The sequence below is a fragment of the Stenotrophomonas maltophilia group sp. RY12688 genome (assembly GCF_052149045.1).
Classification (GTDB): domain Bacteria; phylum Pseudomonadota; class Gammaproteobacteria; order Xanthomonadales; family Xanthomonadaceae; genus Stenotrophomonas; species Stenotrophomonas sepilia.
The window spans coordinates 4221454-4248029 of the sequence record NZ_CP197389.1 but is presented as its reverse complement, the minus strand read 5'-3'; the positions used below and the strand labels follow the sequence as shown (position 1 = coordinate 4248029).

The following is a 26576-nucleotide window of genomic DNA, read 5'->3' as shown; positions in this document are numbered from 1 at the left end:
TGACAACACCACTAATTTCAGTCACTTGCTATATCTTCCTACGGACTGACTTCTGGAGCCTGCCATGCGTCGCCCGATCCAAGCCCTGCTGATCGCCGCCAGCCTGCTGTCCAGCCAGGCCATGGCCGGACCGCAGGAAGACCAGCGCGCCCGCAACGCCGTGCGCGTGCTGGCCGAAATCCAGGAAATTCCTGAACAGGGCATTCCGGATAAATTGCTCGACGAAGGCCGCGCGGTCATCGTCATTCCCGACACGATCAAGGCCGGTCTTGTCATTGGCGGTCGTCGTGGCCACGGCCTGATGTCGGTGCGCATGCCCAATGGCGCATGGTCCAACCCGGTGTTCGTGAAGCTCACCGGTGGCAGCATCGGCTTCCAGGCCGGCGTGCAATCTTCGGATGTGGTTCTGGTGTTCCGCAACGACCGCAGCCTGGACAATCTGGTCAACGGCAAGTTCACGCTCGGCGCCGATGCTGGCGTTGCCGCCGGTCCGGTCGGCCGCAATGCCGCCGCCGCCACCGACGGCCAGCTGAAGGCCGAGATCTGGTCCTGGTCGCGTGCCCGTGGGCTGTTCGCGGGCGTCGCGCTGGATGGTGCGGTGCTGCAGATCGACGATGCCGCCAACCTTGACGCCTACGGCAGCAACACCACGCCGCGCATGATCTTCGAAGGTCGCGCCGCCGGTGCGCCGTCGATGGACGTGGTCGCCTTCCGTGATCGTCTGGAAGAGGCCACCTACGCCGCCCGCAACAACCGCAACGGCAACGGTGGCAGTGCACCGCGTCCGGCGGCGACCCCGGCGGTTGCGCCGGCGCCTGTTCAGGCCGCGCCGGCCGCCCCAACCGAAGCCACCACCGCGCCGCTGCAGAACGTGCCGCAGAACCCGCCGCCGCAGCAGCAGGGCTTCCAGCCGGTCAACGACGGCGAAATCCGCACGGAAACGCTGGGCGGAAACTGACTTTCGTCACGCGCGCCGGCTGACACCCGGTGCGCTATGCTCGACAGCCTGATCACTAACGTAACGAGCGTCTTTATGGGCAGTTTCAGCATCTGGCATTGGTTGGTCGTGCTGGCCATCGTCCTGCTGGTGTTCGGCACCAAGCGCCTGACCAGTGGCGCCAAGGACCTCGGCTCGGCGGTCAAGGAATTCAAGAAGGGCATGCGCGACGAAGACAAGCCGAACGCGCAGCTGGGCGATGAGTCGCGCAGCCAGGACGCCTCGCGCACCGCGCAGGACGAGCACGACCGTAACGCTCGCTGATCCGGAGCGGTTGCGGTGTTCGATATCGGCTTCAGCGAACTGCTGGTGATCGCGGTGGTCGCCCTGGTGGTGCTCGGTCCCGAGCGCCTGCCCAAGGCGGCCCGCTTCGCCGGCCTGTGGGTGCGCCGTGCCCGCAATCAGTGGGATTCGGTGAAACAGGAACTGGAACGCGAACTGCAGGCCGAGGACATCAAGCGGCAAATGCAGGAGGTGCGCCAGGGCATGCAGGACACCGAGAACCAGCTGCGCGCCAGCGGCGAGGCGATCCGTCGCGAAGCGCAGCAGGCGCAGCAGCAGGGCGATGCGCTGGCGCAGGAAGTACGCGCGCCGGCGCCTGCGGATCCGCCGCCGCATATGGGCGGCCTGCCGCCTGCCGATGCACCGGTACAGGAGGGCATTGCGCCAGAGCCGATGCCGGCGACACCCCCTGAAGCCGGTGCTCCGACGCCGCAGCGCACGGAGCGCCAGCCATGAGTGAACAGGATTTCGGCGAAAGCTCGCTGGTCGAACATCTGGTGGAACTGCGCGGCCGCCTGGTGCGCGCATTGCTGGGCCTGGGCGTGGTGCTGCTGGCGCTGCTGCCGTTTACCCAGAAGCTGTACAACGCGCTGGCCGAACCGCTGGTCTCGCAGCTGCCCAACGGGCAGACGATGATCGCGACCAATCCGGCCGGCGCCTTCTTCGCGCCATTGAAGCTGACCTTCTTCGTTGCCCTGTTCGTGGCGGTGCCGTGGCTGCTGTACCAGCTGTGGGCCTTCGTCGCCCCGGGGCTTTACGCGCGTGAGAAGCGCCTGGCGGTGCCGCTGCTGGTGTCTTCGGTACTGCTGTTCTACACCGGCTGTGCCTTCGCCTACTTCCTGGTGCTGCCGGCGGTGTTCCATTTCCTGACCACCTTCAGCCCGGACGTGATCGCGATCACCCCGGATGCGAATGCCTACCTGGATTTCGTGCTGGCGATCTTCTTCGCCTTCGGTGGCAGCTTCGAACTGCCGGTGGCGATGGTGATCCTGGTGCTGCTGGGCTGGGTGACGCCGCAGCAGTTCAAGGAAGGCCGTGGCTACGCGATCGTCGGCATCTTCGTGCTGGCGGCGGTGCTGACCCCGCCGGACGTGGTCTCGCAGCTGATGCTGGCGATCCCGATGTGCCTGCTCTACGAGCTGGGCATCCACGCCGCACGCTGGCTGGTGCCGTCGTCGGCCGTGAAGAAACCCGCCGCCTGAAAAAAACAAAAGGGGACGGAGGGGATTAAGTCGCTATCGGCACAGTGGCACAAACGACTTAATCCCCTCCGTCCCCTTTTTCGTCAGGCGTGGAAGATGTCGCTTGAGGTCGGGGTGGTCGGGACCGGCGGTGCGGCGCGACTGCCACGGTGCACGAACATCTGCTTCCACGCGGCATAGACCGCGCCGACATACAGCGGCATCAGCACCGTGGTCAGCACCAGCTGGGCGATGAAGGCGGCGGCCAGCGGGCCACCGATCAGCATCGCGATCTGGATCACGATCACGAACAGGATGTAGATGCAGAACGCGGCGATCAGGCCGAGCACGGCGAACACGATCATCGCGCCGATGTTCTCGATGCAGCCCTGCAGGCTCAGGCGCAGCGCGTGCATGCCGCTCTGCTTGTCGAACACCACCAGCGCCGGCTGGGTGAACATTGCCAGCGACAGTGCGACCGCGCTCAGGAACACCAGCAGCATCCACAGCGCGATGCGCTTGGCCGGCAGGTTGGCCACCAGCGCCGCGGCATCGTCCGGCTTGATCTGCTGGCCACTGCGGCTGATCTCTTCCATCTTGGTCATGACCTCGCTGAAGGCGGTGAAGCCTTCGCGGCCGATCATCATGAACAGCAACGCGCCCAGCAGCAGCACCGCCAGCACCTGGATCGCCAGCGGCACCAGCAGGTGGCTGACGCGGTGGTCGCGGATCGGCTGCAGCAGGTGCGAGGACAGGCCCGGGCGGCCTTCGTCGATCTCACCCACGGCGTAGAGCATGCCGCCGAACATGATCGGCGAGATGGCCAGGGTCATCAGCTGCACGGCCATGCCGGCGGCGCCGGGAATCAGCGTCGACAACAGGGTGACCACCCAGCTCACCAGCAGCCAGGCCAGGCCGATCCGGGCCAGCTGCAGCGGCGCACGCCGATACAGCGAGAACGTATCCAGCAACCACTGGGCGCCCGCCGAGGCCGGCAGCTTGCGAATCTCTTTCATGGACATCCGGGAAGGACAGGAGGGGACGGGCGGTTGCCCGTGCCGCTGATTATCGCTGTTTTGCCGCCGGCTGGGCTGAAGACAGCCGCGCCTGTCGGACGAAGCGGCGCAGCAGCTGGCGGGCCAGCGGTGCGGCGCTGACTGCGCGCTCGATGCTGCGCGCACAGCCGCCGTGGCGGCCGATGCAGTCGGCGCGGGCGCGCACGTAGCCGCGCATGTGGTGGGTGGCAAATTCGGGGTGGAACTGCACGCCCCAGGCCTGGCGCCCCCAGCGGAACGCGTGGCAGCCATCCAGCGGCGAGCGTGCCAGCACCTCGGCACCGTCGGGCGCGCGCAGCACGGTCTGCAGGTGGGTGGCGTGGGCGGCAAAGTGCTGCGGCAGGCCCTGGAACAGCGGATCCTGTGCCGCCTGTGGCTGCAGCTCCAGTTCGATCGTGCCGGACTCGCGCCCGGCCGGGTTGTAGGCCACCTCACCGCCCAGCGCATGCGCCAGCAGCTGGTGGCCGTAGCAGATGCCGAACACTGGCAGGTCAGCGTGGGCGGTCTGGCGCAGCCACGCCGCGCTGCGCTCGCTCCAGTCGGCGTGGTCAGTAACGAAGGCGGCCGAACCGGTCACCAGTACCCCGGCAAAACCGTGCGGATCGGGCAGGGCGCCACCGTGTTCGACATCGACCACCACCGTCTCATGTTCCTCCAGCCCGGCGGCGACGCGGATCCAGTGCGGAAAGCGCCCGTAGCGGCGCAGCGACGGTACCGGGCGGCCGGTTTCAAGGATCAGGAAGGGGGCTGGGTTCATCCGGGGGCGGCAGCACTGACAGGACTTCCTCGATTGTAGTCAGCCCCTGCGCCACCTTTTCAAGCCCGGCCTGGCGCAGGGTTCGCAGCCCTTCAGCGCGCGCGGCACGGGTGAAACCGGCCAGATCCATGTCGGCGCGGATCTGCCCGCGCAGCCGCGAGCCCAATGGCAGCAACTCATACAGGCCGATGCGGCCGAGGAATCCGGTGCGCCGGCACTCCAGGCAACCGACCGGACGACAGGGCGTGGCGGCATCTGGATATGCAGCCTGGCTATCAGCGAGCACCGCCCAGTCGGCAGCACCAAGGGTGTGCGGCTGCTTGCAGTGCGGGCACAGGGTACGCACCAGGCGCTGGGCGAGGATGCCGTTGAGGGTGCTGGCCAGCAGGTAGTGCGGCACGCCCAGGTCGAGCAGGCGGGTGACCGCCGACGGTGCATCGTTGGTGTGCAGGGTGGACAGCACCAGATGGCCGGTCAGCGAGGCCTGCACCGCCATCTGCGCGGTTTCCAGATCGCGGATCTCGCCGATCATGATGATGTCCGGATCCTGCCGCAGCAGGGTGCGCACGCCGCTGGCGAAGTCCAGGTCGATGTTGGCCTGCACCTGCATCTGGTTGAACTCGGGCGCAATCATCTCGATCGGGTCCTCCACCGTGCACACGTTCACGTCCGGCGTGGCCAGCCGCTTCAGCGTGGAATACAGGGTGGTGGTCTTGCCCGAGCCGGTCGGGCCGGTGACCAGCACGATGCCGTGCGGGCGCTCGACCAGTGCATTCCAGCCAGCGGCCTCCTGCGGGCTGAAGCCGAGCTGGTCGATGCTTTTGAAGGCGGCATCGGGGTCGAAGATGCGCATCACGCACTTCTCACCGAAGGCGGTGGGCATGGTAGACAGGCGCATCTCGACCTCGCGGCCACCCGGCGAGCGGGTCTTGATGCGGCCGTCCTGCGGGCGCCTGCGCTCGGCCAGGTCCATGCGGCCGAGTACCTTGATGCGGCTGACCACCGCGGTCATCACTGCCGGCGGCACCTCGAACACCTTGTGCAGCACACCATCGATGCGGAAGCGCATGCGTCCCATCTCGCGGCGCGGTTCCAGGTGGATGTCCGAGGCGCGCTGCTCATAGGCGTACTGCAGCAGCCAGTCGACGATGTGCACGATGTGCTGGTCGTCGGCATTGACGTCGCCGGTGCGGCCCAGCTCGACCAGCTGCTCGAAGCTGGGCAGGGTGGTGTTGGCCTCGCCGCGGACGTCGCCGCGCGCGCCACGCACCGAACGGGTCACCCCGTAGAACTCCATGGTGTAGCGGTGCAGGTCGAGCGGATTGACCACCGCCAGCTCGATGCGGCGGCGTGTCAGGTGCTGCAGGTCGCGGCGCCATTCCTGCACCAGCGGCTCGCTGGTGGCCACCAGCACCCGTTCGGCATCCACTGCCAGCGGCAGGAAGCGGTGGCGACGGGCATAGGCGTGGGAGACCAGCGCGGTGACCGCAGCGACGTCGACCCGGGTCGGATCGATGCGCAGGTAGCGGGTGCCGGTGCGTTGGGCCAGCCATTCGGTCAGGCGTTCCAGGGTCAGTTCGCCGCCGTCGCGGGTGGCCAGCTTGAGGTTGGACAGCAGCACCAGCGGGTGCACTTCACTGGCATTGCGCGCGCCCTGTGCGGAAAACCGCATGCGCTCGCCCTCGTGCTCGGCGACCAGGCCGTCGGCCAGCAGCGCCGCACCCACCTGCTCGAAATGCAGGCGGCCCCACGGCAGCGGGACGCCGCCTGGCTCGCCGGGCGTGCCCACCGGCAGCCGATGTTCCATCTGCCTGCTCCTCCCGGGTACGGAATGCCCCGCAGGTCGGCCGTTATACTAGCGCACCCCCTTGCCGGCCAAGACTCGTACGCATGTCCGCGACCCCGACCGTTCCGATCACCTTCCAGGGCCTGATCCAGACCCTGAACCAGTTCTGGGCCCAGCAGGGCTGCGTGCTCATCCAGCCGCTCGACCTGGAGGTGGGCGCCGGTACCTTCCACCCGGCCACCTTCCTGCGGGCGATCGGGCCGGAAAGCTGGAACGCGGCCTACGTGCAGCCGTCGCGCCGTCCGACCGACGGCCGCTACGGCGAGAACCCGAACCGCCTGCAGCGCTACTACCAGTACCAGGTGGCGATGAAGCCGGCGCCGGACAACATCCAGCAGCTGTACCTGGATTCGCTGAAGGCACTGGGCATCGATCCGCTGGTGCACGACCTGCGCTTCGTCGAGGACAACTGGGAATCGCCGACGCTGGGCGCGTGGGGCCTGGGCTGGGAAGTCTGGCTCAACGGCATGGAAGTGACCCAGTTCACCTACTTCCAGCAGGCCGGTGGCCTGGAGTGCCGCCCGGTGCTGGGCGAGATCACCTACGGTCTCGAGCGCCTGTGCATGTACCTGCAGAACTGCGACAACGTCTATGACCTGGTCTGGACCTACGGCCCGGACGGCCAGCCGGTGACCTACGGCGACGTCTACCACCAGAACGAGGTGGAGCAGAGCACCTACAACTTCGAATACGCCGACGTGGACGAAATGTTCCACCGCTTCGATGCCTGCGAGCGTGAAGCGCAGAAGCTGGTGGAAGTGGGCCTGCCGCTGCCGGCCTACGAGCAGGTGATGAAGGCCAGCCACACCTTCAACCTGCTCGATGCGCGCCGCGCGATCAGCGTGACCGAGCGCCAGCGCTACATCCTGCGCGTGCGCGCGCTGGCCCAGGCGGTGGCCAAGGCGTATTACGAGCAGCGCGAGAAGCTGGGCTTCCCGGGTGCGAAGAAGGCCTGACCGCCTTCCTGCACCGTCCCGCTTTTCATCAACTACCCGGGGCGCCGGACGCGTTGCGCGCTGCGCCCCCACCACAGGATCGAACCGATGAGCCAACTGTCCCCCCTGCTGATCGAACTGGGCACCGAGGAGCTGCCGGTCAAGGCGCTGCCGGGCCTGGCCCAGGCGTTCTTCGACGGTGTTGTCGAAGGCCTGCGCAAGCGTGGCGTCGCGCTGGAGCTGGGCGATGCCCGCCCGCTGTCGACCCCGCGCCGGCTGGCCGTGCTGCTGCCGGGCGTCGGCCTGGAACAGCCGGAACAGCACAGCGAAGTGCTGGGCCCGTATCTGAACATCGCGCTGGACGCCGAAGGCCAGCCGACCAAGGCCCTGCAGGGCTTCGCCGCCAAGGCCGGGATCGACTGGACCGCGCTGGAGAAGACCACCGACAACAAGGGCGAGCGCTTCGTGCACCGCGCGGTGACCCCGGGCGCGAGCACCGCCAGCCTGTTGCCGGAAATCCTGCGCGAGGCGATCGCGGCGATGCCGATTCCCAAGCCGATGCGCTGGGGCGACCACGCCTGGGGCTTCGCCCGCCCGGCGCACTGGCTGGTGCTGCTGCACGGCGCCAACGTGGTCGAGGCCGAACTGTTCGGCCTGCAGGCCGGCCGTGCCAGCCGTGGCCATCGCTTCCACCACGACCAGGCCGTGTCGCTGGCGCAGCCGCAGGATTACGTTGAAGCGCTGCGCGCCGCGTTCGTGCTGGTCGACCCGAGCGAGCGACGTGCGCGCATCGTCGCCGAGGTCGAGGCCGCTGCAGCCGGGGCCGGTGGCAGCGCCCGCATCACCGACGACAACCTGGAGCAGGTGGTGAACCTGGTCGAATGGCCGTCGGCGGTGCTGTGCAGCTTCGAACGCGCCTTCTTGGCAGTGCCGCAGGAAGCACTGATCGAAACGATGGAGATCAACCAGAAGTTCTTCCCGGTGCTGGATGCCGCCGGCACGCTGACCGAGAAGTTCATCGGCATCGCCAACATCGAATCGAAGGACGTGGCCGAAGTGGCCAAGGGCTACGAGCGGGTGATCCGCCCGCGCTTTGCCGATGCCAAGTTCTTCTTCGACGAGGACCTGAAGCAGGGCCTGATGTCGATGGGCGACGGCCTGAAGACGGTGACCTACCAGGCCAAGCTGGGCAGCGTGGCCGACAAGGTGGCGCGCGTGGCCGCACTGGCCGAAGTGATCGCAGCCCAGGTCGGTGCCGATCCGGCGCAGGCCAAGCGGGCTGCCGAGCTGGCCAAGAACGACCTGCAGTCGCGCATGGTCAACGAATTCCCGGAACTGCAGGGCATCGCCGGCCGCCACTACGCCGTGGCCGGTGGTGAATCGGCCGACGTGGCGCTGGCCATCGACGAGGCCTACCAGCCACGCTTCGGTGGTGACGACATCGCGCTGTCGCCGCTGGGCAAGGTGCTGGCCATAGCCGAACGCGTGGATACGCTGGCCGGTGGTTTCGCTGCAGGCCTGAAGCCGACCGGCAACAAGGACCCGTTCGCGCTGCGCCGCAATGCGCTGGGCCTGGCCCGCACGATCATCGAAAGCGGCTTCGAACTGGACCTGCGCGCGCTGATGGCCAGCGCCAATGCCGGCCTGGCCGCGCGCAACGTGCAGGCCGATGTCGGCGAGCTGTACGACTTCATCCTCGACCGCCTGAAGGGCTACTACGGCGACAAGGGCGTGCCGGCCACGCACTTCAACGCGGTGGCCGAGTTGAAGCCGGCCTCGCTGTACGACTTCGATCGCCGCCTGGATGCGATCGGCACCTTCGCCGCGCTGCCGGAGGCAGAGGCGCTGGCTGCGGCCAACAAGCGCATCCGCAACATCCTGCGCAAGGCCGAGGGCGAGATTCCGGCGCAGATCGACGCGGCACTGCTGCAGGAAGATGCCGAGCGCGCGCTGGCCGAAGCGGTCACCGCCGCCATCGATGACACCGGCGCCAGCCTGCACCAGAAGGACTATGTGGCGGTGCTGGCACGCCTGGCGCGCCTGCGTCCGCAGGTCGACGCGTTCTTCGATGGCGTGATGGTCAACGCGGAAGATCCGGCACTGCGTGGCAACCGCCTGGCGCTGCTGACGATGCTGGGCGAGCGCCTGGGCAAGGTGGCGGCGATCGAGCATCTGTCGAGCTGACGCCCGTATCGGTAGTGCCGGCGTTGTCTATCGGGGTCATTGCCGACATCGTGGACGATGCCGGCATCCTGATTGGTCGGTTGCGACAATCGACACTTTGCGGTGTATTTTGACCGCCACTTAACAACCGATCCGCAATGACGTGATGCATTTCGCATCGTCACCTCCGGTCGGTATGCTGTGCCGCATGCAGCCAAAGAAATACGCCCTGCCGCTGATGGTCCTGTCGCTGGCCGCCACTTCCGTGGTCCATGCGCGCGGCACCATCGACAAGGTGGACATCAAGGGATTGGACAAGGGCGACGACGCCGCAATCATCGAGAACATCCAGGAATCGCTGTCGCTGTACGACACGATCGGCAAGGAGCAGGGCGAATCGCGCCTGGAGTACCTGCTGTCGCAGGCCGAGCGGCAGACCCGCCAGGCGCTGGAGCCGTTCGGTTACTACAACCCGGTGATCAAGGTCGAGGCGCCGCGTGAGGACGAGCACGTGCGCGTGCTGATCCATGTCGACAAGGGCGCCCCGGTGACCGTGCGCCGCGAGCACATCGACATCACCGGCCCGGCGATGTACGACCAGTACCTGCAGGACGACCTGGCCGCCTTCAAGCCCCGCAAGGGCCAGCGCTTCGAGCACACCCAGTACGAAGCCAGCAAGATCACCATCACCCGGCGCCTGGCCGAGCGCGGCTACTTCGATGCCGACTACACCCAGCGCCAGGTGCAGATCACCCGCGCCGACAACGCCGCCGACATCGACCTGACCTGGGACAGCGGCCGCCGCTACAACATGGGCCCGGTGCGCTTCGAGCAGGATTACTTCGTCGACAAGCTGTTCGATCCACTGGTGTACTGGGACCAGGGCAGCTACTACCACGAGGGCAAGCTGGACCGGCTGCGCGAGTCGCTGACGAAGCTGGACTACTTCAGCGTGATCGACATCCAGCCGCGCCCGGACCAGGCCGACGAGAACGGCGAAGTGCCGGTGGACGTGAAGCTGACCCGGGCCAAGCGCACCATCTACACCGCAGGCCTGAGCTACGGCAGCGAGAGCGGCCCGGGTGTGCGCGGTGGCATCGAGCGGCGGTTCCTGAACAACCGCGGCCACAAGATGAACACGCAGCTGGACTATGCGCAGAAGCGCAAGAGCCTGGTTACCAGTTACCGCATTCCGGCCTTCAACTGGCTTGATGGCTGGTACACCTTCGCTGCCAGCGCGTATGACGAGCAGACCGACTACATCGACCTGCGCAACTTCAAGCTGATCGCCAGCCGCAGCGGCGAGATCAACGAACACTGGACCGCGATCGCCTCGATCAACGCGCTGCGCGAGCGCTGGCGCTATGCCTCCGGCACCGAATTCACCGACGCCGTCTACAACACCTCGACGCTGGTGTACCCGCAGATGGTTGCCGACTACGTCAACGTCGACGACGAGATGTTCCCGCGCAAGGGCATCAGCGGCGCTGCGACGGTGCGTGCCGGCGTGGAAGGCGCCGGCTCGGATACCAGCTTCGTGCAGGCCAACGCCGTGTTGCGCTGGTACATCCCGGTGGGTGAAAGCAATCGCCTGATCCTGCGCGGCGAGGGCGGCACCACCTGGACCAGCGATCTGGTGGCGATGCCGCCGAGCCTGCGCTACTTCGCCGGTGGTGACCGCAGCATCCGCGGCTACGCCTACCGTGAGGTCGGCCCGCGTACGCCGAAGCCGGACAAGTACGCGCTGGGTGCCAAGAACCTGGTGATCGGCTCGGCCGAGTACGAGCACTACTTCAACGGTGGCCCCTGGGGTGCGGCGGTGTTCGTCGATACCGGCAGTGCCTTCGACAACACCATCGACCTGCATACCGGCGTCGGCTTCGGCGTACGCTGGAAATCGCCGGTGGGCCCGGTGCGCATCGACGTGGCGCACGGCCTGAACAACCCGGATTCGCAGTTCCAGCTGTACCTGAACATCGGAGCGGACCTGTGAGCACGCCCGCACCGACCCCGAACACCCCGCCGCCACGCGTGCGTTTCTATCGCCGTCGCCGCTTCTGGGCATGGTCCGGCGCCGGCGTGATCGGCCTGGTGCTGCTGGCCCTGCTGGCGGTGTACTGGCTGCTGCAGACCGTGGCCGGCCGTGACGTACTGCTGGCCCAGGTGGTGGCGCGGCTGCCGGTGGGCGCCAGCTTCACCTGGGACAAGGTGGACGGCCCGGTGGCCGGACCGCTGACCCTGTACAACGTCGACTTCCGCTATGACGACATCCATTTCCACGCCGAGCGTGCGCACCTGGAGCCGGACCTGCGCCCGCTGCTGGGCCGCAAGCTGCTGCTGGACAAGCTGGAGCTGACCAACGCGACGTTGAACCTGGCCAAGAGCGATGAGCCGTTCAAGCTGCCGTCGTGGCCCGATTCGCTACCGCAGATCGAGATGCCGCTGGCGATCCAGGCCGATGCCATCGCCATCGATGGCTTCCGCATCAGCCAAGCCAACGAACCGGTGATCGACATCAGCCGCGTGCGCGGCGGCATCGAGATCGCCAACGGCGAGTTCCAGGCGCACAAGCTGGTGGTGGACAGTGACATGGGCAACTTCACTGCCCAGGGCCGTTACATCCCGGCCAAGGACTACGACACCGACGTGACGGTGACGGCGGTGTTGCCGGCACCGCGTGGGCGCACAGCCGCTACCGTCGGCCTGGTCGCCCGCGGTGACCTGTCGCACATGGAAGTGGCGGTGGCCGGGCGTGCACCGAAGCCGCTGCACGCGATGCTGGTGTTCGATGGCCGCACCGACCCGACGTGGAACGCCAGCGTGCGCAGCGACGAGCTGGATCTGGCGTTGCTGTCGCCGGCCTTGGCGAGCTCGGCGATCACGCCGTTGTCGCTGGATTTCACCGCTGCTGGCAAGGGCGGCAATGCCAACCTGCGTGGCAGGGTGAAGCAGGGCGAGCAGGAACTGGAACTGGCACCGTCCATGGTGTCATTGCAGGACCAGGTACTGAAGGTCTCGCCGCTGCTGCTGAAGGGCCTCGGTGGCGAAGCCCGCCTGGAGGGCACCGCCGATTTCAGCCAGGAAAACCAGCAGAAGCTCAACTTCTCGGTGGTCGCGCGTGACCTGACCTATGTACCGGCGCCCGATCCGAACACCGCCGGCAGCGCACCGGTGCCGGTCACTCTGAAGGAAGCACGCTTCGGCCTGGCCGGTACCCTGAAGGCCTGGGCGGCGATCGGCCGCGCCGAGGTCGAACGCGAAAAGCAGAAGGCGCAGCTGCACTTCGATGTGCGTGGCAACGACCAGGCCGCGTCGATCCACCAGCTGCAGGCGCAGACGCCCGGTGGCCAGCTGCAGGTGGAAGGCCAGGTGGCGTGGGCGCCGCAGCTGGACTGGGACGCCAAGGCCACGCTGAAGGACTTCGACCCCGGATATTTCGTGCCGGGCTGGAACGGCCGCCTGTCCGGCAACCTGGCCTCCAAGGGCCGCCAGCTGCCGCCGCCGGCCAATGCCGCACCGGGCACCTCGGGTACGCTGGAAGCCACGGTGGACCTGCCCTCGCTGAAGGGCATCCTGCGCCAGCGCAATCTCGACGCACAGGGCAAGTTCGCACTGCAGGGCGCGCAGGGCCAGGGTGACCTGAAGCTGTCGCTGGGCAGCAGCCGGGTGACCGTGTCGGGCAAGGTCGGCGACCGCCTCGACATCGATGCGCGTTTCGAGCCGCTGCAGTTGAGCGACCTGCTGCCGGCCGCCGACGGTGGCCTGCGTGGCCAGGTACAGGTGAAGGGCCCGCGCGATGCGCCGGACATCACCGCTGACCTGGTCGGCAACAACCTCAACTGGGATGGCTACGGTGCCGAGAGCGTGAGCATCAAGGGCCGCCTGCCGTGGCGCGGCGACAGCGGCACGCTGGCCGTGCAGGGCCAGCAGGTCAACGCGGGCATGCTGCTGGAGCGGCTGAACATCGACGCACAGGGCAGTGTGTCCAACCTGCGCCTGGCCGCGCAGACCCGCAACGAGATGGGTGCGGTCGAGCTGCAGGGCAGCGTGCGCCAGCAGGGCACGCAGTGGCGTGGCGAACTGGCGTCGCTGCGCATCGCACCGGTGAAGGGCGATGCCTGGGCGCTGCGTGCACCGGCGGCGTTCGCGATCAACGGCAGCACCTACACCCTGTCCGAAGCCTGCCTGGCCGCCGCGAGCAGCGGCGCGCTGTGCGCACAGGCCAACTGGCCGCGCGAAGGCCTGGTGGTGCGCAGCGACGCGCTGCCGCTGGCGCTGGTGCAGCCGTGGTTGCCGCCGCAGTCCGGGCGCCGCATCTACCTTCGCGGCGATGTCAGCCTGGACGCGCACATCCGCCCGCGCGGCAACGCCTGGGAAGGCCATGTGGAGGTGCGCTCGAAGGAAGGCGGCGTGCGCCTGGGCGAGAACCGCAACACCGTGGGCGATACCACCCGCGGCGAGCTGGTGCGCTATGACCAGTTCTCGCTGAAGCTCGACATGACCCCGGCCAGCATCAAGGGCTACCTGGGCATGGGCTTCCAGGGCAATGGCTTCGTCGACGCCAAGATGCAGACCGGCTGGGAAGCCAGTGCGCCGCTTAATGGTGAGCTCTACCTCAACATGTCGCGGCTGTACTGGCTGGAGCTGTTCTCGCCGGACATCGTGCGACCGACCGGCCTGATCGAAGGCCACGTCAGCCTGCGCGGGACGCGAGGCCAGCCGTCGCTGGGCGGTGACGCACAGCTGAGCAACTTCAAGGGCGAATTCCCCGCGCTGGGCCTGACCTTCGACCAGGGCAAGGGCAGCTTCGTGGCCCAGCCCGATGGTTCGGCCAAGATCACCGCGCAGGCCAACTCGGGCCAGGGCACGCTGTACGTGGACGGTGGCCTGTCGTGGTTCGGCGATGCGCAGCCGCTGCAGCTGAAGATCCATGGCGAGAACGTGCTGCTGTCCAACACCAGCGAACTGCGCATCGTCGCCAACCCCAACCTCGACTTCACCCTGGCCAAGGCGGCGATGGAGCTGCGCGGCACCGTGCACGTGCCCGAGGCCGACATCGATCTGGAACGCTTGGACCGCGGCACCTCGGTGTCCGAAGACGTGGTGGTGCTCGACCCGGCCGATCCGGAAGAGTCGCGCACCTCGCCGCTGGACATGGACCTGACGGTCAGCCTGGGCGACAAGGTGAAGATGACCGGGTTCGGCCTGAAGGGCGCGCTGACCGGCAAGATGCAGGTCTGGGCCAAGCCCGGCCGCGAAATGACCGCCAATGGCGGCCTGGAAGTGAGCGGCCGCTACAAGGCGTATGGGCAGGACCTGACCATCACCCGTGGCAACCTCAACTGGAACTACAACGCGGTGTCCGACCCGCGCATCAACATCCGCGCCGAGCGCCGCATCGGTGATGTCACCGCCGGCATCGACGTGACCGGGCGTGCCCAGCAACCGCGTGCCGACGTGTGGTCCGATCCGGCGATGTCGCAGTCCGAGGCACTGGCCTATCTGGTGCTGGGACGCAGCCTGACCGGCGCCAGCAGCGACCAGGCGCAGCAGGTCAACGCGGCCTCGGCGGCGCTCTCGGCTGGCAGTGGCCTGCTCGCCTCGCAGCTGGGTGCCAAGCTGGGCCTGGATGATGCAGGCGTGAGCCAGTCGCGCGCGCTGGGTGGTTCGGTGATCGGCGTCGGCAAGTACATCTCGCCCAAGCTTTACGTGGGTTACGGCGTGTCGCTGGTGGGCGCCGGTTCGGTGATCACGCTGAAGTACCTGCTGCGCCGCGGGTTTGATGTGGAAGTGGAATCGAGCACGGTGGAAAACCGTGGTTCGATCAACTGGCGGCGGGAGAAATGACCGGGTCGGGGGCGGCGCCCTTTCGTTGAAAGGGTCCGACCCCCGGCTTCTTCAGCTGCGGCGCAGCCGCTGGCGGTGCCCGGACAGGTCCATGCTCCACAGCAGCAGCGCACCCAGCAGCGCCGGCAGCACGCTGAGCACGGACAGCATCATCAGGAATGACACTGGCAATTCCATGCGGACGGGCTTGCCCCGGCGCAGCTGGTAGCGGATCCATGCCGTGGCCAGCACGGTCCAGGCCAGCAGCCAGCACAGCGGTGCCAACCACAGCGAAGGCGAGGGCACCCACAGGTAGACGGCGGTACCGACCACTGCGATGGCTGCGCAGGCGACCGGCAGGGCCAGCCAACGCAGCCGGGAAGGCGGCACGGACGGGTCTTCAGGGGCGCTCTGCCAGACGAACAGATGACGCAGGCCAATGGCCAGCAGCGTGCCGAGCAGTGGCGCCAGCGCTGCCGTGCCCAGCACGATCGCCCTGCGCTGCTCTTCCGACTGGTAGGGCAGCAGCGTGTTGGCGATCTGGGTGGTGGCCAACGCGATGAAGGCCATCAACGTCAGCGCCACGCTTGCCAGCAGTGCACGCAGCAATGACAACTGTGCTGCGGTGAGGCGGGTGACATCGCTGGCGCCGGCCCAGAAGCGGGCTTGGCCCGCATCGATGCCGGGCGGCAGAGGACGGTCCTCCTGGCAGCCCAGTACGTCCATCAACGCTGCGGCCTGGCGCGGCACGCGCAGCGGCAGCGCGGACATCAGGTTGCGCAGGTGCGAACGCGGTTCGCGCAGCTGCTGAAGGCGGCTGGCAGCGTCATCGTGGCTGGTCCAGCGTCCGCCACGCGCCTCCATCTGCTGGGCCAGCAGATCGGTCTGCGCGGGCAGTTGCAGCCAGTCCTGCCAGGCGTGTTCGGCCAGCTCGCGCAGTTCGCCTGGTGCCAGGCCGCAGCCCGCGTCGTCCCAGCCGAAGGCCTGGTAAAGCGCCGCGGCTTCGGACAGGTTCATGGGCGCCTGCCGCGCGCGCAGCGCCTGCAGCACCCTAGCACTGGCTTCAGCGCGCTCGTCCAGGGACCACTGGCTGCGCAGACCCTGCAGGTACACCGCGAAAGGTTGCGGGTCGGTGGATTTGGCGCGCTCCAGCAGGTCCATCCAGTTGCTCATGGGTTTGCCTCGTGTGGGGGCTGCAGGCTTGAACGATCACTGTCTGCATTGCCGGGGGAGCTGGAAAATGCCCCGCGGAGGATTGCGATGGCGGCCAGCAGGGCGCACGTCAGAAGCAGTGCCAAAGCGACCGTTCGCCGCGTGAAGCGTCTGCGTGACGGCACGGAATGGTGCAGGGCGTCGCATGCGGCCGCCCAGAACATGACCTGCCTGCGCTGCAATGGCGGTGGGAGCGCCACGTGCGCCATCACAGGCACGCCGACAAGGTAATGCAGCGTTTCACGCATTTCGTGCCGCGTGCCCGCGGACAGCGCCTGGATGCGCGCGCGCAGTGGGTGCCAGGGGCCACTGAGCCGGGCGACACGGGGGCGGGCCTGCACCACCGAAACCGGCGCATTCTCAAGATGCATGTAACGGGCGAGCGCGGTCTCGTTGCCTGGCACCAGCAACCAGCACAGGTGCATGCTGTGGCCGAGGGCGGCCATGTCGTAGCACTCGCGGATACTGTCCCGGTCATACCACTGGAAGCGGTCGGCCAGCTGCTCGAAGTTCGCTTGCGGGAACGGCGTAGTGCCCTTCATCAGCCGTTGCCAGGTTGCCAGGTTCACCGCGCCAGCATCCGCAGGGGGCTGCGGTTCCGGGGACTGCTGCAGCCAGGCTGCGAAGTCTGCCGGATCGCGTTGCTGACCGTTGCGGACGATGCGGTCGGCAAGCGCCTCGGCGGCAGATGGCCCTGTCGAATGCGTGGTGCCCAGATCGATTCCTGCGATCATCGGTCCTTCCCTAGTATCCGTGCCTGATTCTAGCCAGCATCGGTGCCCCCAACCATCAGCCGTTGCCCCATGCGGCCCCAGCGGCTATGGTCCCGGGCTGTTCTGTCGTACCGGATTGCCTCATGTCACCACGCAAAGCCCTTCCCACCGCCCTGGCCCTGGGCCTGACTCTCGCCGCCGGTGCCCACGCCGATGAAGGCATGTGGATGCCGACCCAGCTGCCGGACCTGGCCAAGCCGCTGCAGGCCGCTGGCTTCAAGGGCAATCCGGCCGACCTGGCCAATGTCACCGCGCCGCCGCTGAGCGCGGTGGTGCGCGCGGGCGGCGGCACCGGCTCGTTCGTGTCCAGCGACGGCCTGCTGCTGACCAATCACCACGTGGCGATGGGCGTGATCCAGTACAACAGCTCCCCAGAGCACGACCTGATCAACGGTGGCTTCATCGCCAGGGACCGTGCCGATGAGCGCCCGGCCAACCCGGACTTCCGCGTGCTGGTCACCGTCGGCTTCGACAAGGTGACCGACCAGGTGCTGGCGCAGGCCCGCGGCAAGACCGGCCGTGCCTACTTCGATGCCGTCGATGCGGCCAGCAAGCAGATCGTGGCCGAATGCGAGAAGGATGGCAGCGTGCGCTGCTCGGTGGCCAACATGTACTACGGCACCGACTTCTACCGCATCGCCCAGCTGGAACTCAGCGACGTGCGCCTGGTGTACGCGCCGCCGCGTGCGATCGGCAACTATGGCGATGAGATCGATAATTTCATGTGGCCGCGCCACACCGGCGACTTCACCCTGCTGCGCGCCTATGTGGGCAAGGACGGCAAGCCGGCCGCCTACAGCAAGGACAACGTGCCCTACCAGGCGCCGGCACACCTGCAGATGTCGGTGGAGGGCCCGAAGGAGGGCGACTACGCGATGCTGGCCGGTTATCCGGGCATCACCTACCGCCACCGTACCGCGGCAGAATTCGCCGGCCAGATCGACACCGTGCTGCCGCGCCGCGTTTCGGTGTTCCAGCAGATGATCGACACCATCGAGGCGGCAACTGCCAAGGACGCGCAGGCACGTACCCGTTACGCTTCGCAGCTGCAGTCGCTGAAGAACAACCGCAAGCGCGCCGCCGGTGAGCTGGAAGGTCTGCTGCGCAGCGACGCCAAGGCCCAGCGTGCCGCCGACGAGACCGCGATGCTGGCCGCCACCGACCGCAGGTACCAGAGCGACATCAAGGCGCTGCTGGCCAACCTGTCACAGGGCGCGGCGGTGGGCGAGCGTGACCTGCTGCTGGACCAGATGGCCGCACAGAGCCAGTTGCTGCGCTCGGCGCTGCTGCTGGAGCGCCTGCGCATCGAATCGGCCAAACCGGACGCGCAGCGCGAGAGCGGTTACCAGCAGCGCGACCAGGCGATGATCGAAGGCGTGCTCAAGCAGGTCCAGCGCCGCTACGCACCGGAGGTCGAGAAGGCCCTGCTGACCACCCTGCTGACCCGTTACCAGCAGCTGCCGGACGCGCAGCGCGTGGCCGAGTTCGACGCCGCCTTCGGCCGTACCCCGCAGCAGCTGGCCAAGGCACTGGATACCCTGTACGCCGGCACCCAGCTGGGTGACGAGGCGCAGCGCCTGTCGCGCTTCGCGGCTGCGCGCGAAGGCAAGGCCCTGGCCGCCGATCCGCTGATCGCCGTGGCCGGCCCGCTGGTGGCCGCGCAGCTGCGCATCGAGAACGAAAGCAAGACCCGCGAGGGCGAGCAGCTGCGCCTGCGCCCGGCCTACATGCAGGCGCTGTTCGCCTGGCGTGCCAAGCAGGGCCGCGCCGTGTACCCGGATGCCAACCGCACCCTGCGCATCAGCTACGGCAAGGTCGAGGCACTGCACCCGCGCGATGGCGTGACCTACTCGCCGGTGACCACCGTGGCCGGCATCGTCGAGAAGAACACCAACGCCTATCCGTTCGACGCACCCAAGCCGCTGCTGGCCGCGATCGCCAAGGGTGACTTCGGCAGCACCGCCGATCCGGCACTGGAGACCCAGACGGTCAACTTCCTGACCAACCTGGACACCACCGGCGGCAACTCCGGCTCGCCGGTGCTCAATGCCAAGGGCGAACTGATCGGCCTGAACTTTGACAGCAACTGGGAGTCGGTCAGCGCCAGCTGGTGGTTCGACCCGCGCTACAAGCGTGCCGTGCACGTGGACATGCGCTACCTGCGCTGGCTGCTGGCCAAGGTCTACCCGGCGCCGGAACTGCTGAAGGAAATGGGCGTGCCGGCCCAGTAAGAAGCCGGCCACGACCCACGGTCGTGGCCCGCACCGCGTAAGCCCCTACACTGGTGGGGGCGGTTGCCCCCAACGAGCCCGTACACCCGGCCGCGCCTGGCCTACACTGCGGGTTCCTCCGACGGAAACACACGCGTGGTCTCCAGTTGGGTCCTGCTGCTGGTCTCGGTTGCCTATGCCGCGCTGCTGTTCGGCGTGGCGTGGTGGGGCGACCGTCGGCCGATGTACCCCGACCGGCCGTGGCTGCGGCCGGTCGTCTACAGCCTGGCGCTGGCGGTGTACTGCTCGTCGTGGACCTTCTACGGCGCGGTCGGCACTGCCGTGCGCAATGGCGTGGGCTACCTGCCGATCTACATCGGCCCGCTGCTGCTGCTGTTGTTCGGCTGGCGCATCATCGAGCGCCTGGCGCTGATCGCACGCAGCCAGAACGTGGTCTCCATCGCCGATTTCATCTCCTCGCGCTTCGGTCGCTCGCGGCGGCTGGCGGCGCTGGTGGCGATCATCGCGCTGATCGGCATCATTCCGTACCTGGCGTTGCAGTACAAAGCGGTGGCGATGAGCCTGCAGGTGCTGACCGGCAACACCGGCCCGACCGGGTTCTTCACCGACCCGGCGCTATACGTGGCATTGCTGATGGCGCTGTTCGCCACCCTGTTCGGTACCCGCCAGGTCGATGCCACCGAGCACCACCACGGCATGATGCTGGCGATTGCCTTTGAATCGGTGATCAAGCTGCTGGCGATGCTGGCGGTGGGCGTGTTCGCCTACCTGTGGCTGAGCAACCGCACCGACGCGGTGGTCGAGTCGGTGCATACGCTGTTCACCGGCCTGCCGCCGGTCGGCTTCATCTCGCAGACCCTGCTCAGTTTCCTCGCCATCATCTGCCTGCCGCGCCAGTTCCACGTGGCCGTGGTCGAGTGCGGTGACGTGCGCGACGTGCGCCGCGCGCGCTGGATGTTCGGCGGTTACCTGGTGCTGATCTCGGGCATGGTGCTGCCGATCGCCACCGCCGGCGTGACCCTGTTCGGCACCGGCGGCGGCGTCGCCGACGACTCGATGGTGCTGGCGCTGCCGTTGGCCGAAGGCCGCAATGCGCTGGCGCTGATCGCCTACGTGGGCGGCTTCTCGGCGGCCACCGGCATGGTCATCGTCTCGTCCATCGCGCTGGCGACCATGGTCAGCAATGATCTGGTGATGCCGGTACTGCTGCGTCGGAGCGGTGACCACCAGGAAGCCGCTGACGTCGCCTCGCGCGTGTTGTGGATCCGCCGCCTGGCGATCCTGCTGCTGGCGCTGATGGCCTACAGCTACTACCGCACCAGCAGCAACGACAGCACGCTGGCCTCGTACGGCCTGATGGCGTTCGCAGCGGTGGCGCAATTCGCGCCCGGCCTGATCGGCGGCCTGTACTGGCGCGGTGCCAGCCGGCGCGGCGTCGAAGTGGGCATGCTGCTGGGCTTTGCCACCTGGCTGTACACCCTGCTGCTGCCGGCGATGACCATGGCCGGCTGGGTCGACGCCGCCTGGGTACAGCACGGCCCGTTCGGCATCGAGTGGCTGCGTCCGCAGCAGCTGTTCGGCATGTCCGGCTGGGACCCGCTGACCCACGGCACGTTCTGGTCGCTGCTGGTCAATGCGGCCACGATGATGCTGGTGTCCGCACGCTGGCGGCCCGGCGTCGACGAGCGCCTGCGTGCGGCACCGTTCCTCGACCCGTATGCCGAGCGCCCGTCGGTGGCCGGCGGCTGGCCCGGGCATGTGCATGTGGGCGACCTGCTGGCGCTGGCTTCGCGCGTGGTCGGCGAACGCCATGCACGGCGTTCGTTCTTCGAGCAGGCGCAGTCGCTGGGCCGTGAGCTGCAATCCTCGGCACCGGCTGACCGGCCGTGGGTGCAGTTCACCGAGCGCCTGCTGGCCGCCTCGATCGGTGCGGCATCGGCGCGCCTGCTGCTGACCAGCCTGCTGCGTGGCTCGGGCATGGACCTGGGGGAAGTGGTGGCGGTGCTGGACGAAGCCGGGCAGGAACTGCGCTTCAACCGCGAGATCCTGTCGACCACGCTGGAGAACATCAGCGCCGGGGTCAGCGTGGTCGATCCGGACATGCGCCTGACCGCGTGGAACCGCCGCTACCAGGACATGTTCGGTTACCCCGACGGCATGCTCTACGTGGGCCGCCCGGTGGCCGACCTGATCCGCTACAACGCCGAGCGCGGCGAGCTGGGCGAGGGCGATATCGAAGTGCAGATCAACCGCCGCATCGGTTACATGCGCGCCGGCTCGCCGCACGTGTTCGAGCGCACCCGCAGCGACGGCAAGGTGATCGAGATGCGTGGCCAGGCGCTGCCCGGCGGCGGTTACGTGACCAGCTACAACGACATCACCGACTACAAGCACGCTGAAAGGGCGCTGCTTGAAGCCAACGAGACGCTGGAACAGCGCGTGGCCGAACGCTCGCATGAGGCCGAGGTCGCGCAGCAGTCGAAGACCCGTTTCCTGGCGGCGATCAGCCATGACGTGCTGCAGCCGTTGAATGCGGCGCGCCTGTTTGCGTCCGCGCTGCGCGACAGCGATCACGTGAGCGACGAACAGAAGCATCTGGCCGAACGCGTGGACGCGTCGCTGCGCGCTGCCGAAGAACTGCTTGATGGCCTGCTGGACGTGTCGCGGCTGGATGCCGGTGGCCTGCACCCGGTGATCGGCGAATTCGATGTGAGTGCGTTGATGCGCGAGCTGGCCGCGCAGTACACGCCGGTCGCCGCAGGCCGTGGCCTGCGCCTGGACCTGTTCGCGCGCACGGCCTGGGTACGCAGCGATCGCCGCCTGCTGCGCCGCGTACTGCAGAACTTCCTGGCCAATGCGCTGCGCTACACACGCCAGGGGCGCATCGTGCTGGCCGTGCGCCAGCGCGGCGACGAGGTGGAACTGCAGGTGTGGGATACCGGCCCTGGCATTCCCGAACACCACATGCGGCAGATCTTCGACGAGTTCCACCGCTACCAGCAGCCGTTCGACTGGGGCGAGCAGGGGTTGGGCCTGGGCCTGTCGATCTGCCAGCGCATCTCGCGCCTGCTCGACCATCGCCTCAATGCACGCAGCCGCGTTGGCAGTGGCTCGATGTTCTCGATCATCCTGCCGCGGGTTGCGCCCTTGCCCGGCTACACCGAGCCTGCCAAGGCGACCCAGGCCGTGGCCACACCGGTGCGCAGCGATTCGCTGGCGGGCCTGCGGGTGCTGTGCGTGGACAACGACGAGGAAATCCTCGACGGCATGCGCGCACTGCTCGGCCGCTGGCAGGTGCAGGTGATCACCGCCGCCACCGTCGACCAGGCACTGGAGAAGATCGCCGAGCGACCGCAGGTGATGCTGGTGGACTACCACCTGCACGATCGCATGGATGGCCTGGATGCGCTGGTGGCGCTGCGCGAGGCGGCCGGCTACCCGCTGCCGGGTGCGCTGCTGACCGCCGACGGACGTGACGAGCTGAAGCGGATGGCACGCGAGCGTGGCTACCGCGTGCTGACCAAGCCGATCAAGCCGGCCTCGCTGCGCGCCTTCCTGGGCGCGCTGCGGGATGCGCAATAGATCCACGCCATGCGTGGATGCGACGCCAGGTAGTGCCGGCCGCTGGCCGGCAACCACGCAATCGCTCGCTTCCGATGCGTTACCCCACGCCGTGCAGGTGTTCGTACAGGATGGTCGCGCCGATGATCACCAGGATCACGCCACCGATGATCTCCGCACGCTTGCCGACCATGCTGCCCAGCACGCGGCCGAGCATGATGCCGGCGGTCACCATGGTCAGTGTGCACAGGCCGATGACCGCGGCCATCACGCCGATATGCACGTCCATGAAGGCCAGGCCGATACCCACCGCCATCGCGTCGATGCTGGTGGCGAAGCCGGTCAGCGCCAGCTTCCAGAAGCCGTGGTGCTGCGAGGGATCCTCGTCATCCTCGGCGCTGTCCGGGCGCAGGCCGTTGTAGATCATGTGGATGCCCAGCGCACCGAGCAGGCCGAACGCGATCCAGTGGTCGAAGGCTTCGACGTACTGCAGCGCGGCGCGGCCGAGCAGCCAGCCGATGATCGGCGTGATCGCCTCGATGACGCCGAAGATGATGCCGGCACGCAGTGCATCGCGGAACACCGGCTTGCGCATGGCCGCACCCTTGCCGATTGCGGCGGCAAAGGCATCGGTGGACATGGCAAAGCCGATCAGGAGGATCGAAATGGGGGACATGGACAGCGGCTGAGGTCGGGCAAGGACGGACGCACGGCTCGCGCTCGCGCCCAACCTGACGTTGCGCGCGCGGGCCGCTGGTCTCGCCAACCATCATGGTTGTCCACGCCACGGCGCACTGGCCGAGTATGTTGACGTGGACGATTCCTGCGAAGGAATCCGGCTACTCCCCAAGGGGACGCGAAGCTTAGCATCGCGATCCGCGCGTGGCGCATTTACAGACAAACGCGCAGGCAGGGCTGGTTTGTATAGCGATGGCTATAACACGGGCCAAGCAAAGGCGTGCCAAGCAAGCTTGCCACCTACCAGGGCGGTTTCAGACGTTCCAGGCGAATGCCGGCCAGCGGCCGGCACTATCGTCAGTCTTCTTCCGGCGGCAGCACGATGGCGTCGTCGTCGATGGCCAGCTTGCCGGCCATCAGCACGGCCTGGGTGCGGTTGGTCACGCCGAGCTTGCGCAGGATGGCGGTGACGTGGGCCTTGATCGTCGCTTCGGAGACGTTGAGGTCGTAGGCGATCTGCTTGTTCAAGCGGCCAGCGCCGAGCATCTGCAGGACACGGAACTGCTGCGGGGTCAGCTCGCGCAGGCGCTGGCCGACTTCGCGTTCTTCGCTGCCGGTGGGCGGCACGTTGTGCGCTTCCGGCGGTGCCCAGGTCTCGCCATCGAGGATGGTGCCCAGCGCATGGCCGATGGTGTCCGAATCCGCAGACTTCGGGATGAAGCCCAGCGCACCGTGGTCGAGCGCGCGGCGCATCACCGTGGCTTCTTCGCGCGCGGACACCACCACCACTGGCAGCTGGGGGTGCAGTGAGCGCATGTGCACCAGTGCGTTGAAGCCCTGCGCACCGGGCATGTTGAGATCCATCAGGACCAGGTCGGCGTCGTTGTGCTGGTCGGCCAGCGCGTACAGCGCTTCCACGCTGTCGGCCTCGAACAGCTGCACGCCGGGGATGACCCGCTGCACGGCTCCACGCAGGGCTTCGCGGAACAGCGGGTGGTCATCGGCAATCAGGAGGGTGGTCATGGTCGGGGGGAACCGTGGGGGAAACCAGATGGGGTCAGAGCCCTTTCCTGGTGGAAAGGGATCCGACCCCGGGTTCTGCATCAGCGCACCTTGCGCTCGTCCACCAGCGACGCCACCACCGACGGATCGGCCAGGGTCGAGGTGTCGCCGAGCTGGTCCGGCGCGTTTTCGGCAATCTTGCGCAGGATGCGGCGCATGATCTTGCCCGAGCGGGTCTTCGGCAGGCCCGGTGCCCACTGCAGGTGGTCCGGTGTGGCGATCGGCCCGATCTCCTTGCGCACCCAGGCGATCAGCTCCTTGTGCAGTTCATCGCTCGGGGCCTCTTCGGCCACCAGGGTGACGTAGGCGTAGATGCCTTGGCCCTTGACGTCGTGCGGGAAGCCCACGACCGCCGCTTCGGCCACCTTCGGATGCGAGACCAGCGCGCTTTCCACTTCGGCGGTGCCGATGCGATGGCCGGACACATTGATCACGTCGTCGACGCGGCCGGTGATCCAGTAATAGCCGTCTTCGTCGCGGCGGCAACCGTCACCGGTGAAGTAGCTGCCCGGGTAGGTGCGGAAGTAGGTATCGATGAAGCGCTGGTGGTCGCCGTACACCGTGCGCATCTGGCCCGGCCAGGAGTCACGGATGATCAGGTTGCCCTCGGTCGGGCCGTCCTGGATCTCGCCATCGGCATTGACCAGCGCCGGCTGCACGCCGAAGAAGGGCAGGGTGGCCGACCCCGGCTTGAGGTCCATCGCGCCGGCCAGCGGCGAGATCAGGATGCCGCCGGTTTCGGTCTGCCACCAGGTATCGACGATCGGGCAGCGGCTGTCGCCGACCACTTCGTAGTACCAGCGCCAGGCTTCCGGATTGATCGGCTCGCCGACGCTGCCGAGCAGGCGCAGCGACGCGCGCGAGGTCTTCTTCACCGGCTCCTCGCCTTCGCGCATCAGCGCACGGATGGCGGTCGGGGCGGTGTAGAAGATGCTCACCTTGTGCTTGTCGATGACGTTCCAGAAGCGCGAGGTGTTCGGATAGTTCGGCACGCCTTCGAACATCAGCGAGGTCGCACCGTTGGCCAGTGGCCCGTACACGATGTAGCTGTGGCCGGTGACCCAGCCGACGTCGGCGGTGCACCAGTAGATGTCGTCCTCGCGCAGGTCGAACACCGCTTCATGGGTGTAGGCCGCGTACAGCAGATAGCCGCCGGTGGTGTGCAGCACGCCCTTCGGCTTGCCGGTGGAGCCGGAGGTGTAGAGGATGAACAGCGGGTCTTCCGCGTTCATGCGTTCCGGTTCGCAGGTGGACGGCTGGCTGTCCACCACATCGTGGAACCAGCGGTCGCGCGGGGCCTGCATGTCCACCGCGCCGCCGGTGTGGCGCACCACCAGCACGGTTTCAACCGTGTTCGTGCCCGGCAGCTTCAGCGCGGCATCGACGTTGGCCTTCAGCGGAATCCTGCGGCCACCGCGCAAGCCTTCGTCGGCGGTGATGATCAGCTTGCTCTGGCAGTCGCTGACGCGGTCGGCGATCGAGTTCGGCGCGAAGCCACCGAACACCACCGAGTGGATTGCACCGATGCGCGCGCAGGCCAGCATGGCTACTGCGGCGTCGACGATCATCGGCAGGTAGATGGTGACGCGGTCGCCTTTCTTGACCCCAAGGTTGCGCAGCGCATTGCCGAGGCGGCAGGTGCGCTCATACAGTTCGCGATAGGTCACGTGCTGGGCCGGTGCATCCGGGCCGTCCGGCTCGAACAGCAGGGCGGTCTTGTCGCCGCGCGTCTCGAGCTGGCGATCCAGGCAGTTCACGCTGGCATTGAGCTCACCATCCTCGAACCACTTGATGTGGAAGTCGGACAGGTCGTAGCTGACGTTCTTGATCTTCGTCGGCTTGCGCATCCATTGCAGGCGCTCGGCGGCCTTGCCCCAGAATCCATCCGGGTCGGTCACCGACGCCTGGTACTGCTGTTCATAGGTCTTCTTGTCGATGCGTGCCTTGGCGGCGAACTGCGGATCGACGGGGTAGATATCAGCCATGGCACCCTCACTTGCACGTTGACTTTGTATGT

18 protein-coding genes and 1 riboswitch are annotated in these 26576 nt (G+C 67.4%); of the genes, 10 read left to right on the top strand and 8 right to left on the bottom strand.

All coding sequences use genetic code 11. The features are described from left to right. Positions 1-64: 64 nt before the first annotated feature. The 4 genes from ACS0OT_RS19635 (at position 65) to tatC (ending at position 2481) form a co-directional block, all read left to right on the top strand. Complete coding sequence (locus ACS0OT_RS19635) at positions 65-958, top strand: lipid-binding SYLF domain-containing protein (RefSeq protein ID WP_061480672.1); 894 nt, start codon at positions 65-67, stop codon at positions 956-958. Between the two features lie 75 nt (positions 959-1033). Further along, entirely contained in the window at positions 1034-1261 is a 228-nt protein-coding gene (gene tatA / locus ACS0OT_RS19630) for a Sec-independent protein translocase subunit TatA (protein ID WP_005420453.1), read from the top strand. Between the two features lie 15 nt (positions 1262-1276). After that, the gene (gene tatB / locus ACS0OT_RS19625) at positions 1277-1735 is read left to right on the top strand and encodes a Sec-independent protein translocase protein TatB (protein ID WP_053500646.1); all 459 of its coding nucleotides are present in this window, start codon (positions 1277-1279) and stop codon (positions 1733-1735) included. Then, on the top strand, positions 1732-2481 hold the full coding sequence (tatC, locus tag ACS0OT_RS19620) for a twin-arginine translocase subunit TatC (protein ID WP_005420449.1): 750 nt from the start codon (positions 1732-1734) through the stop codon (positions 2479-2481). Before tatB ends, tatC begins: the two co-directional genes overlap by 4 nt. Before the next feature lie 83 nt (positions 2482-2564). Here tatC and ACS0OT_RS19615 read toward each other — a convergent pair whose 3' ends face one another. The 3 genes from ACS0OT_RS19615 to ACS0OT_RS19605 are packed head-to-tail and all read right to left on the bottom strand — an operon-like array spanning position 2565 to position 6079. After that, positions 2565-3476, bottom strand: a complete 912-nt coding sequence (locus tag ACS0OT_RS19615; RefSeq protein WP_005420447.1) for a BPSS1780 family membrane protein — start codon at positions 3474-3476, stop codon at positions 2565-2567. Positions 3477-3525: 49 nt separating this feature from the next. Then, the gene (locus tag ACS0OT_RS19610; RefSeq protein WP_005420445.1) at positions 3526-4272 is read right to left on the bottom strand and encodes a glutamine amidotransferase; all 747 of its coding nucleotides are present in this window, start codon (positions 4270-4272) and stop codon (positions 3526-3528) included. Beyond that, complete coding sequence (locus ACS0OT_RS19605; RefSeq protein ID WP_164229347.1) at positions 4244-6079, bottom strand: GspE/PulE family protein; 1836 nt, start codon at positions 6077-6079, stop codon at positions 4244-4246. The genes ACS0OT_RS19610 and ACS0OT_RS19605 overlap by 29 nt, the downstream gene beginning before the upstream one ends. An 83-nt stretch (positions 6080-6162) precedes the next feature. On the opposite strand from ACS0OT_RS19605, the gene glyQ reads away from it, so the two are divergent. The 4 genes from glyQ (at position 6163) to ACS0OT_RS19585 (ending at position 15063) form a co-directional block, all read left to right on the top strand. Then, on the top strand, positions 6163-7074 hold the full coding sequence (glyQ, locus tag ACS0OT_RS19600; RefSeq protein WP_049412007.1) for a glycine--tRNA ligase subunit alpha: 912 nt from the start codon (positions 6163-6165) through the stop codon (positions 7072-7074). Positions 7075-7161: 87 nt separating this feature from the next. Further along, entirely contained in the window at positions 7162-9237 is a 2076-nt protein-coding gene (gene glyS / locus ACS0OT_RS19595; RefSeq protein WP_262090211.1) for a glycine--tRNA ligase subunit beta, read from the top strand. Between the two features lie 175 nt (positions 9238-9412). Further along, positions 9413-11209 carry an autotransporter assembly complex protein TamA gene (locus ACS0OT_RS19590; RefSeq protein WP_032954656.1) on the top strand — a complete coding sequence of 599 codons (1797 nt, stop codon included), beginning with the start codon at positions 9413-9415 and terminating at the stop codon, positions 11207-11209. Further along, positions 11206-15063 (top strand): translocation/assembly module TamB domain-containing protein, encoded by a 3858-nt coding sequence (locus ACS0OT_RS19585; protein WP_164229344.1) that lies wholly within the window; start codon positions 11206-11208, stop codon positions 15061-15063. The genes ACS0OT_RS19590 and ACS0OT_RS19585 overlap by 4 nt, the downstream gene beginning before the upstream one ends. Positions 15064-15114: 51 nt before the next feature. Here the strand turns inward: ACS0OT_RS19585 and ACS0OT_RS19580 are convergent, their stop codons facing one another. Together ACS0OT_RS19580 and ACS0OT_RS19575 are read right to left on the bottom strand one after the other, a co-directional pair. Next, a complete protein-coding gene (locus ACS0OT_RS19580; RefSeq protein ID WP_065177807.1) occupies positions 15115-16215 on the bottom strand; it encodes a hypothetical protein in 1101 nt (366 codons plus the stop codon). Further along, positions 16212-16988, bottom strand: coding sequence for a hypothetical protein (locus ACS0OT_RS19575; protein ID WP_442255949.1), 777 nt, complete (start codon positions 16986-16988; stop codon positions 16212-16214). Before ACS0OT_RS19575 ends, ACS0OT_RS19580 begins: the two co-directional genes overlap by 4 nt. A 122-nt stretch (positions 16989-17110) precedes the next feature. Here ACS0OT_RS19575 and ACS0OT_RS19570 point away from each other — a divergent pair, with 122 nt between their 5' ends. Continuing rightward, positions 17111-19258, top strand: coding sequence for a S46 family peptidase (locus ACS0OT_RS19570; protein WP_442255948.1), 2148 nt, complete (start codon positions 17111-17113; stop codon positions 19256-19258). Between the two features lie 135 nt (positions 19259-19393). Beyond that, positions 19394-22840 (top strand): hybrid sensor histidine kinase/response regulator, encoded by a 3447-nt coding sequence (locus ACS0OT_RS19565; RefSeq protein ID WP_139728016.1) that lies wholly within the window; start codon positions 19394-19396, stop codon positions 22838-22840. A gap of 79 nt (positions 22841-22919) precedes the next feature. Here the strand turns inward: ACS0OT_RS19565 and ACS0OT_RS19560 are convergent, their stop codons facing one another. The 3 genes from ACS0OT_RS19560 to acs all read right to left on the bottom strand — a co-directional run bounded on the left by ACS0OT_RS19560 (position 22920) and on the right by acs (position 26544). Next, positions 22920-23495: a manganese efflux pump MntP gene (locus ACS0OT_RS19560; protein WP_005420421.1), complete on the bottom strand. Its 576-nt coding sequence runs from the start codon at positions 23493-23495 to the stop codon at positions 22920-22922. Between the two features lie 88 nt (positions 23496-23583). Beyond that, a riboswitch (yybP-ykoY riboswitch) is annotated at positions 23584-23673 on the bottom strand. A 181-nt stretch (positions 23674-23854) separates the two neighbouring features. Further along, positions 23855-24520, bottom strand: coding sequence for a response regulator transcription factor (locus tag ACS0OT_RS19555; RefSeq protein WP_005420420.1), 666 nt, complete (start codon positions 24518-24520; stop codon positions 23855-23857). Positions 24521-24600: 80 nt separating this feature from the next. Continuing rightward, the gene (gene acs, locus ACS0OT_RS19550) at positions 24601-26544 is read right to left on the bottom strand and encodes an acetate--CoA ligase (RefSeq protein WP_065185927.1); all 1944 of its coding nucleotides are present in this window, start codon (positions 26542-26544) and stop codon (positions 24601-24603) included. Positions 26545-26576: the final 32 nt, after the last annotated feature.

Excerpts from the sequence above, each read along its gene's own strand:
- ACS0OT_RS19560 (WP_005420421.1), bottom strand. The coding sequence starts at position 23,495 with ATGTCCCCCATTTCGATCCTCCTGATCGGCTTTGCCATGTCCACCGAT.
- glyQ (WP_049412007.1), top strand. The coding sequence starts at position 6,163 with ATGTCCGCGACCCCGACCGTTCCGATCACCTTCCAGGGCCTGATCCAG.
- ACS0OT_RS19635 (WP_061480672.1), top strand. The coding sequence starts at position 65 with ATGCGTCGCCCGATCCAAGCCCTGCTGATCGCCGCCAGCCTGCTGTCC.
- tatC (WP_005420449.1), top strand. The coding sequence starts at position 1,732 with ATGAGTGAACAGGATTTCGGCGAAAGCTCGCTGGTCGAACATCTGGTG.
- acs (WP_065185927.1), bottom strand. The coding sequence starts at position 26,544 with ATGGCTGATATCTACCCCGTCGATCCGCAGTTCGCCGCCAAGGCACGC.
- ACS0OT_RS19580 (WP_065177807.1), bottom strand. The coding sequence starts at position 16,215 with ATGAGCAACTGGATGGACCTGCTGGAGCGCGCCAAATCCACCGACCCG.
- tatA (WP_005420453.1), top strand. The coding sequence starts at position 1,034 with ATGGGCAGTTTCAGCATCTGGCATTGGTTGGTCGTGCTGGCCATCGTC.
- ACS0OT_RS19570 (WP_442255948.1), top strand. The coding sequence starts at position 17,111 with ATGTCACCACGCAAAGCCCTTCCCACCGCCCTGGCCCTGGGCCTGACT.
- ACS0OT_RS19555 (WP_005420420.1), bottom strand. The coding sequence starts at position 24,520 with ATGACCACCCTCCTGATTGCCGATGACCACCCGCTGTTCCGCGAAGCC.
- ACS0OT_RS19605 (WP_164229347.1), bottom strand. The coding sequence starts at position 6,079 with ATGGAACATCGGCTGCCGGTGGGCACGCCCGGCGAGCCAGGCGGCGTC.
- ACS0OT_RS19615 (WP_005420447.1), bottom strand. The coding sequence starts at position 3,476 with ATGAAAGAGATTCGCAAGCTGCCGGCCTCGGCGGGCGCCCAGTGGTTG.
- ACS0OT_RS19610 (WP_005420445.1), bottom strand. The coding sequence starts at position 4,272 with ATGAACCCAGCCCCCTTCCTGATCCTTGAAACCGGCCGCCCGGTACCG.
- ACS0OT_RS19590 (WP_032954656.1), top strand. The coding sequence starts at position 9,413 with ATGCTGTGCCGCATGCAGCCAAAGAAATACGCCCTGCCGCTGATGGTC.
- glyS (WP_262090211.1), top strand. The coding sequence starts at position 7,162 with ATGAGCCAACTGTCCCCCCTGCTGATCGAACTGGGCACCGAGGAGCTG.
- ACS0OT_RS19575 (WP_442255949.1), bottom strand. The coding sequence starts at position 16,988 with ATGATCGCAGGAATCGATCTGGGCACCACGCATTCGACAGGGCCATCT.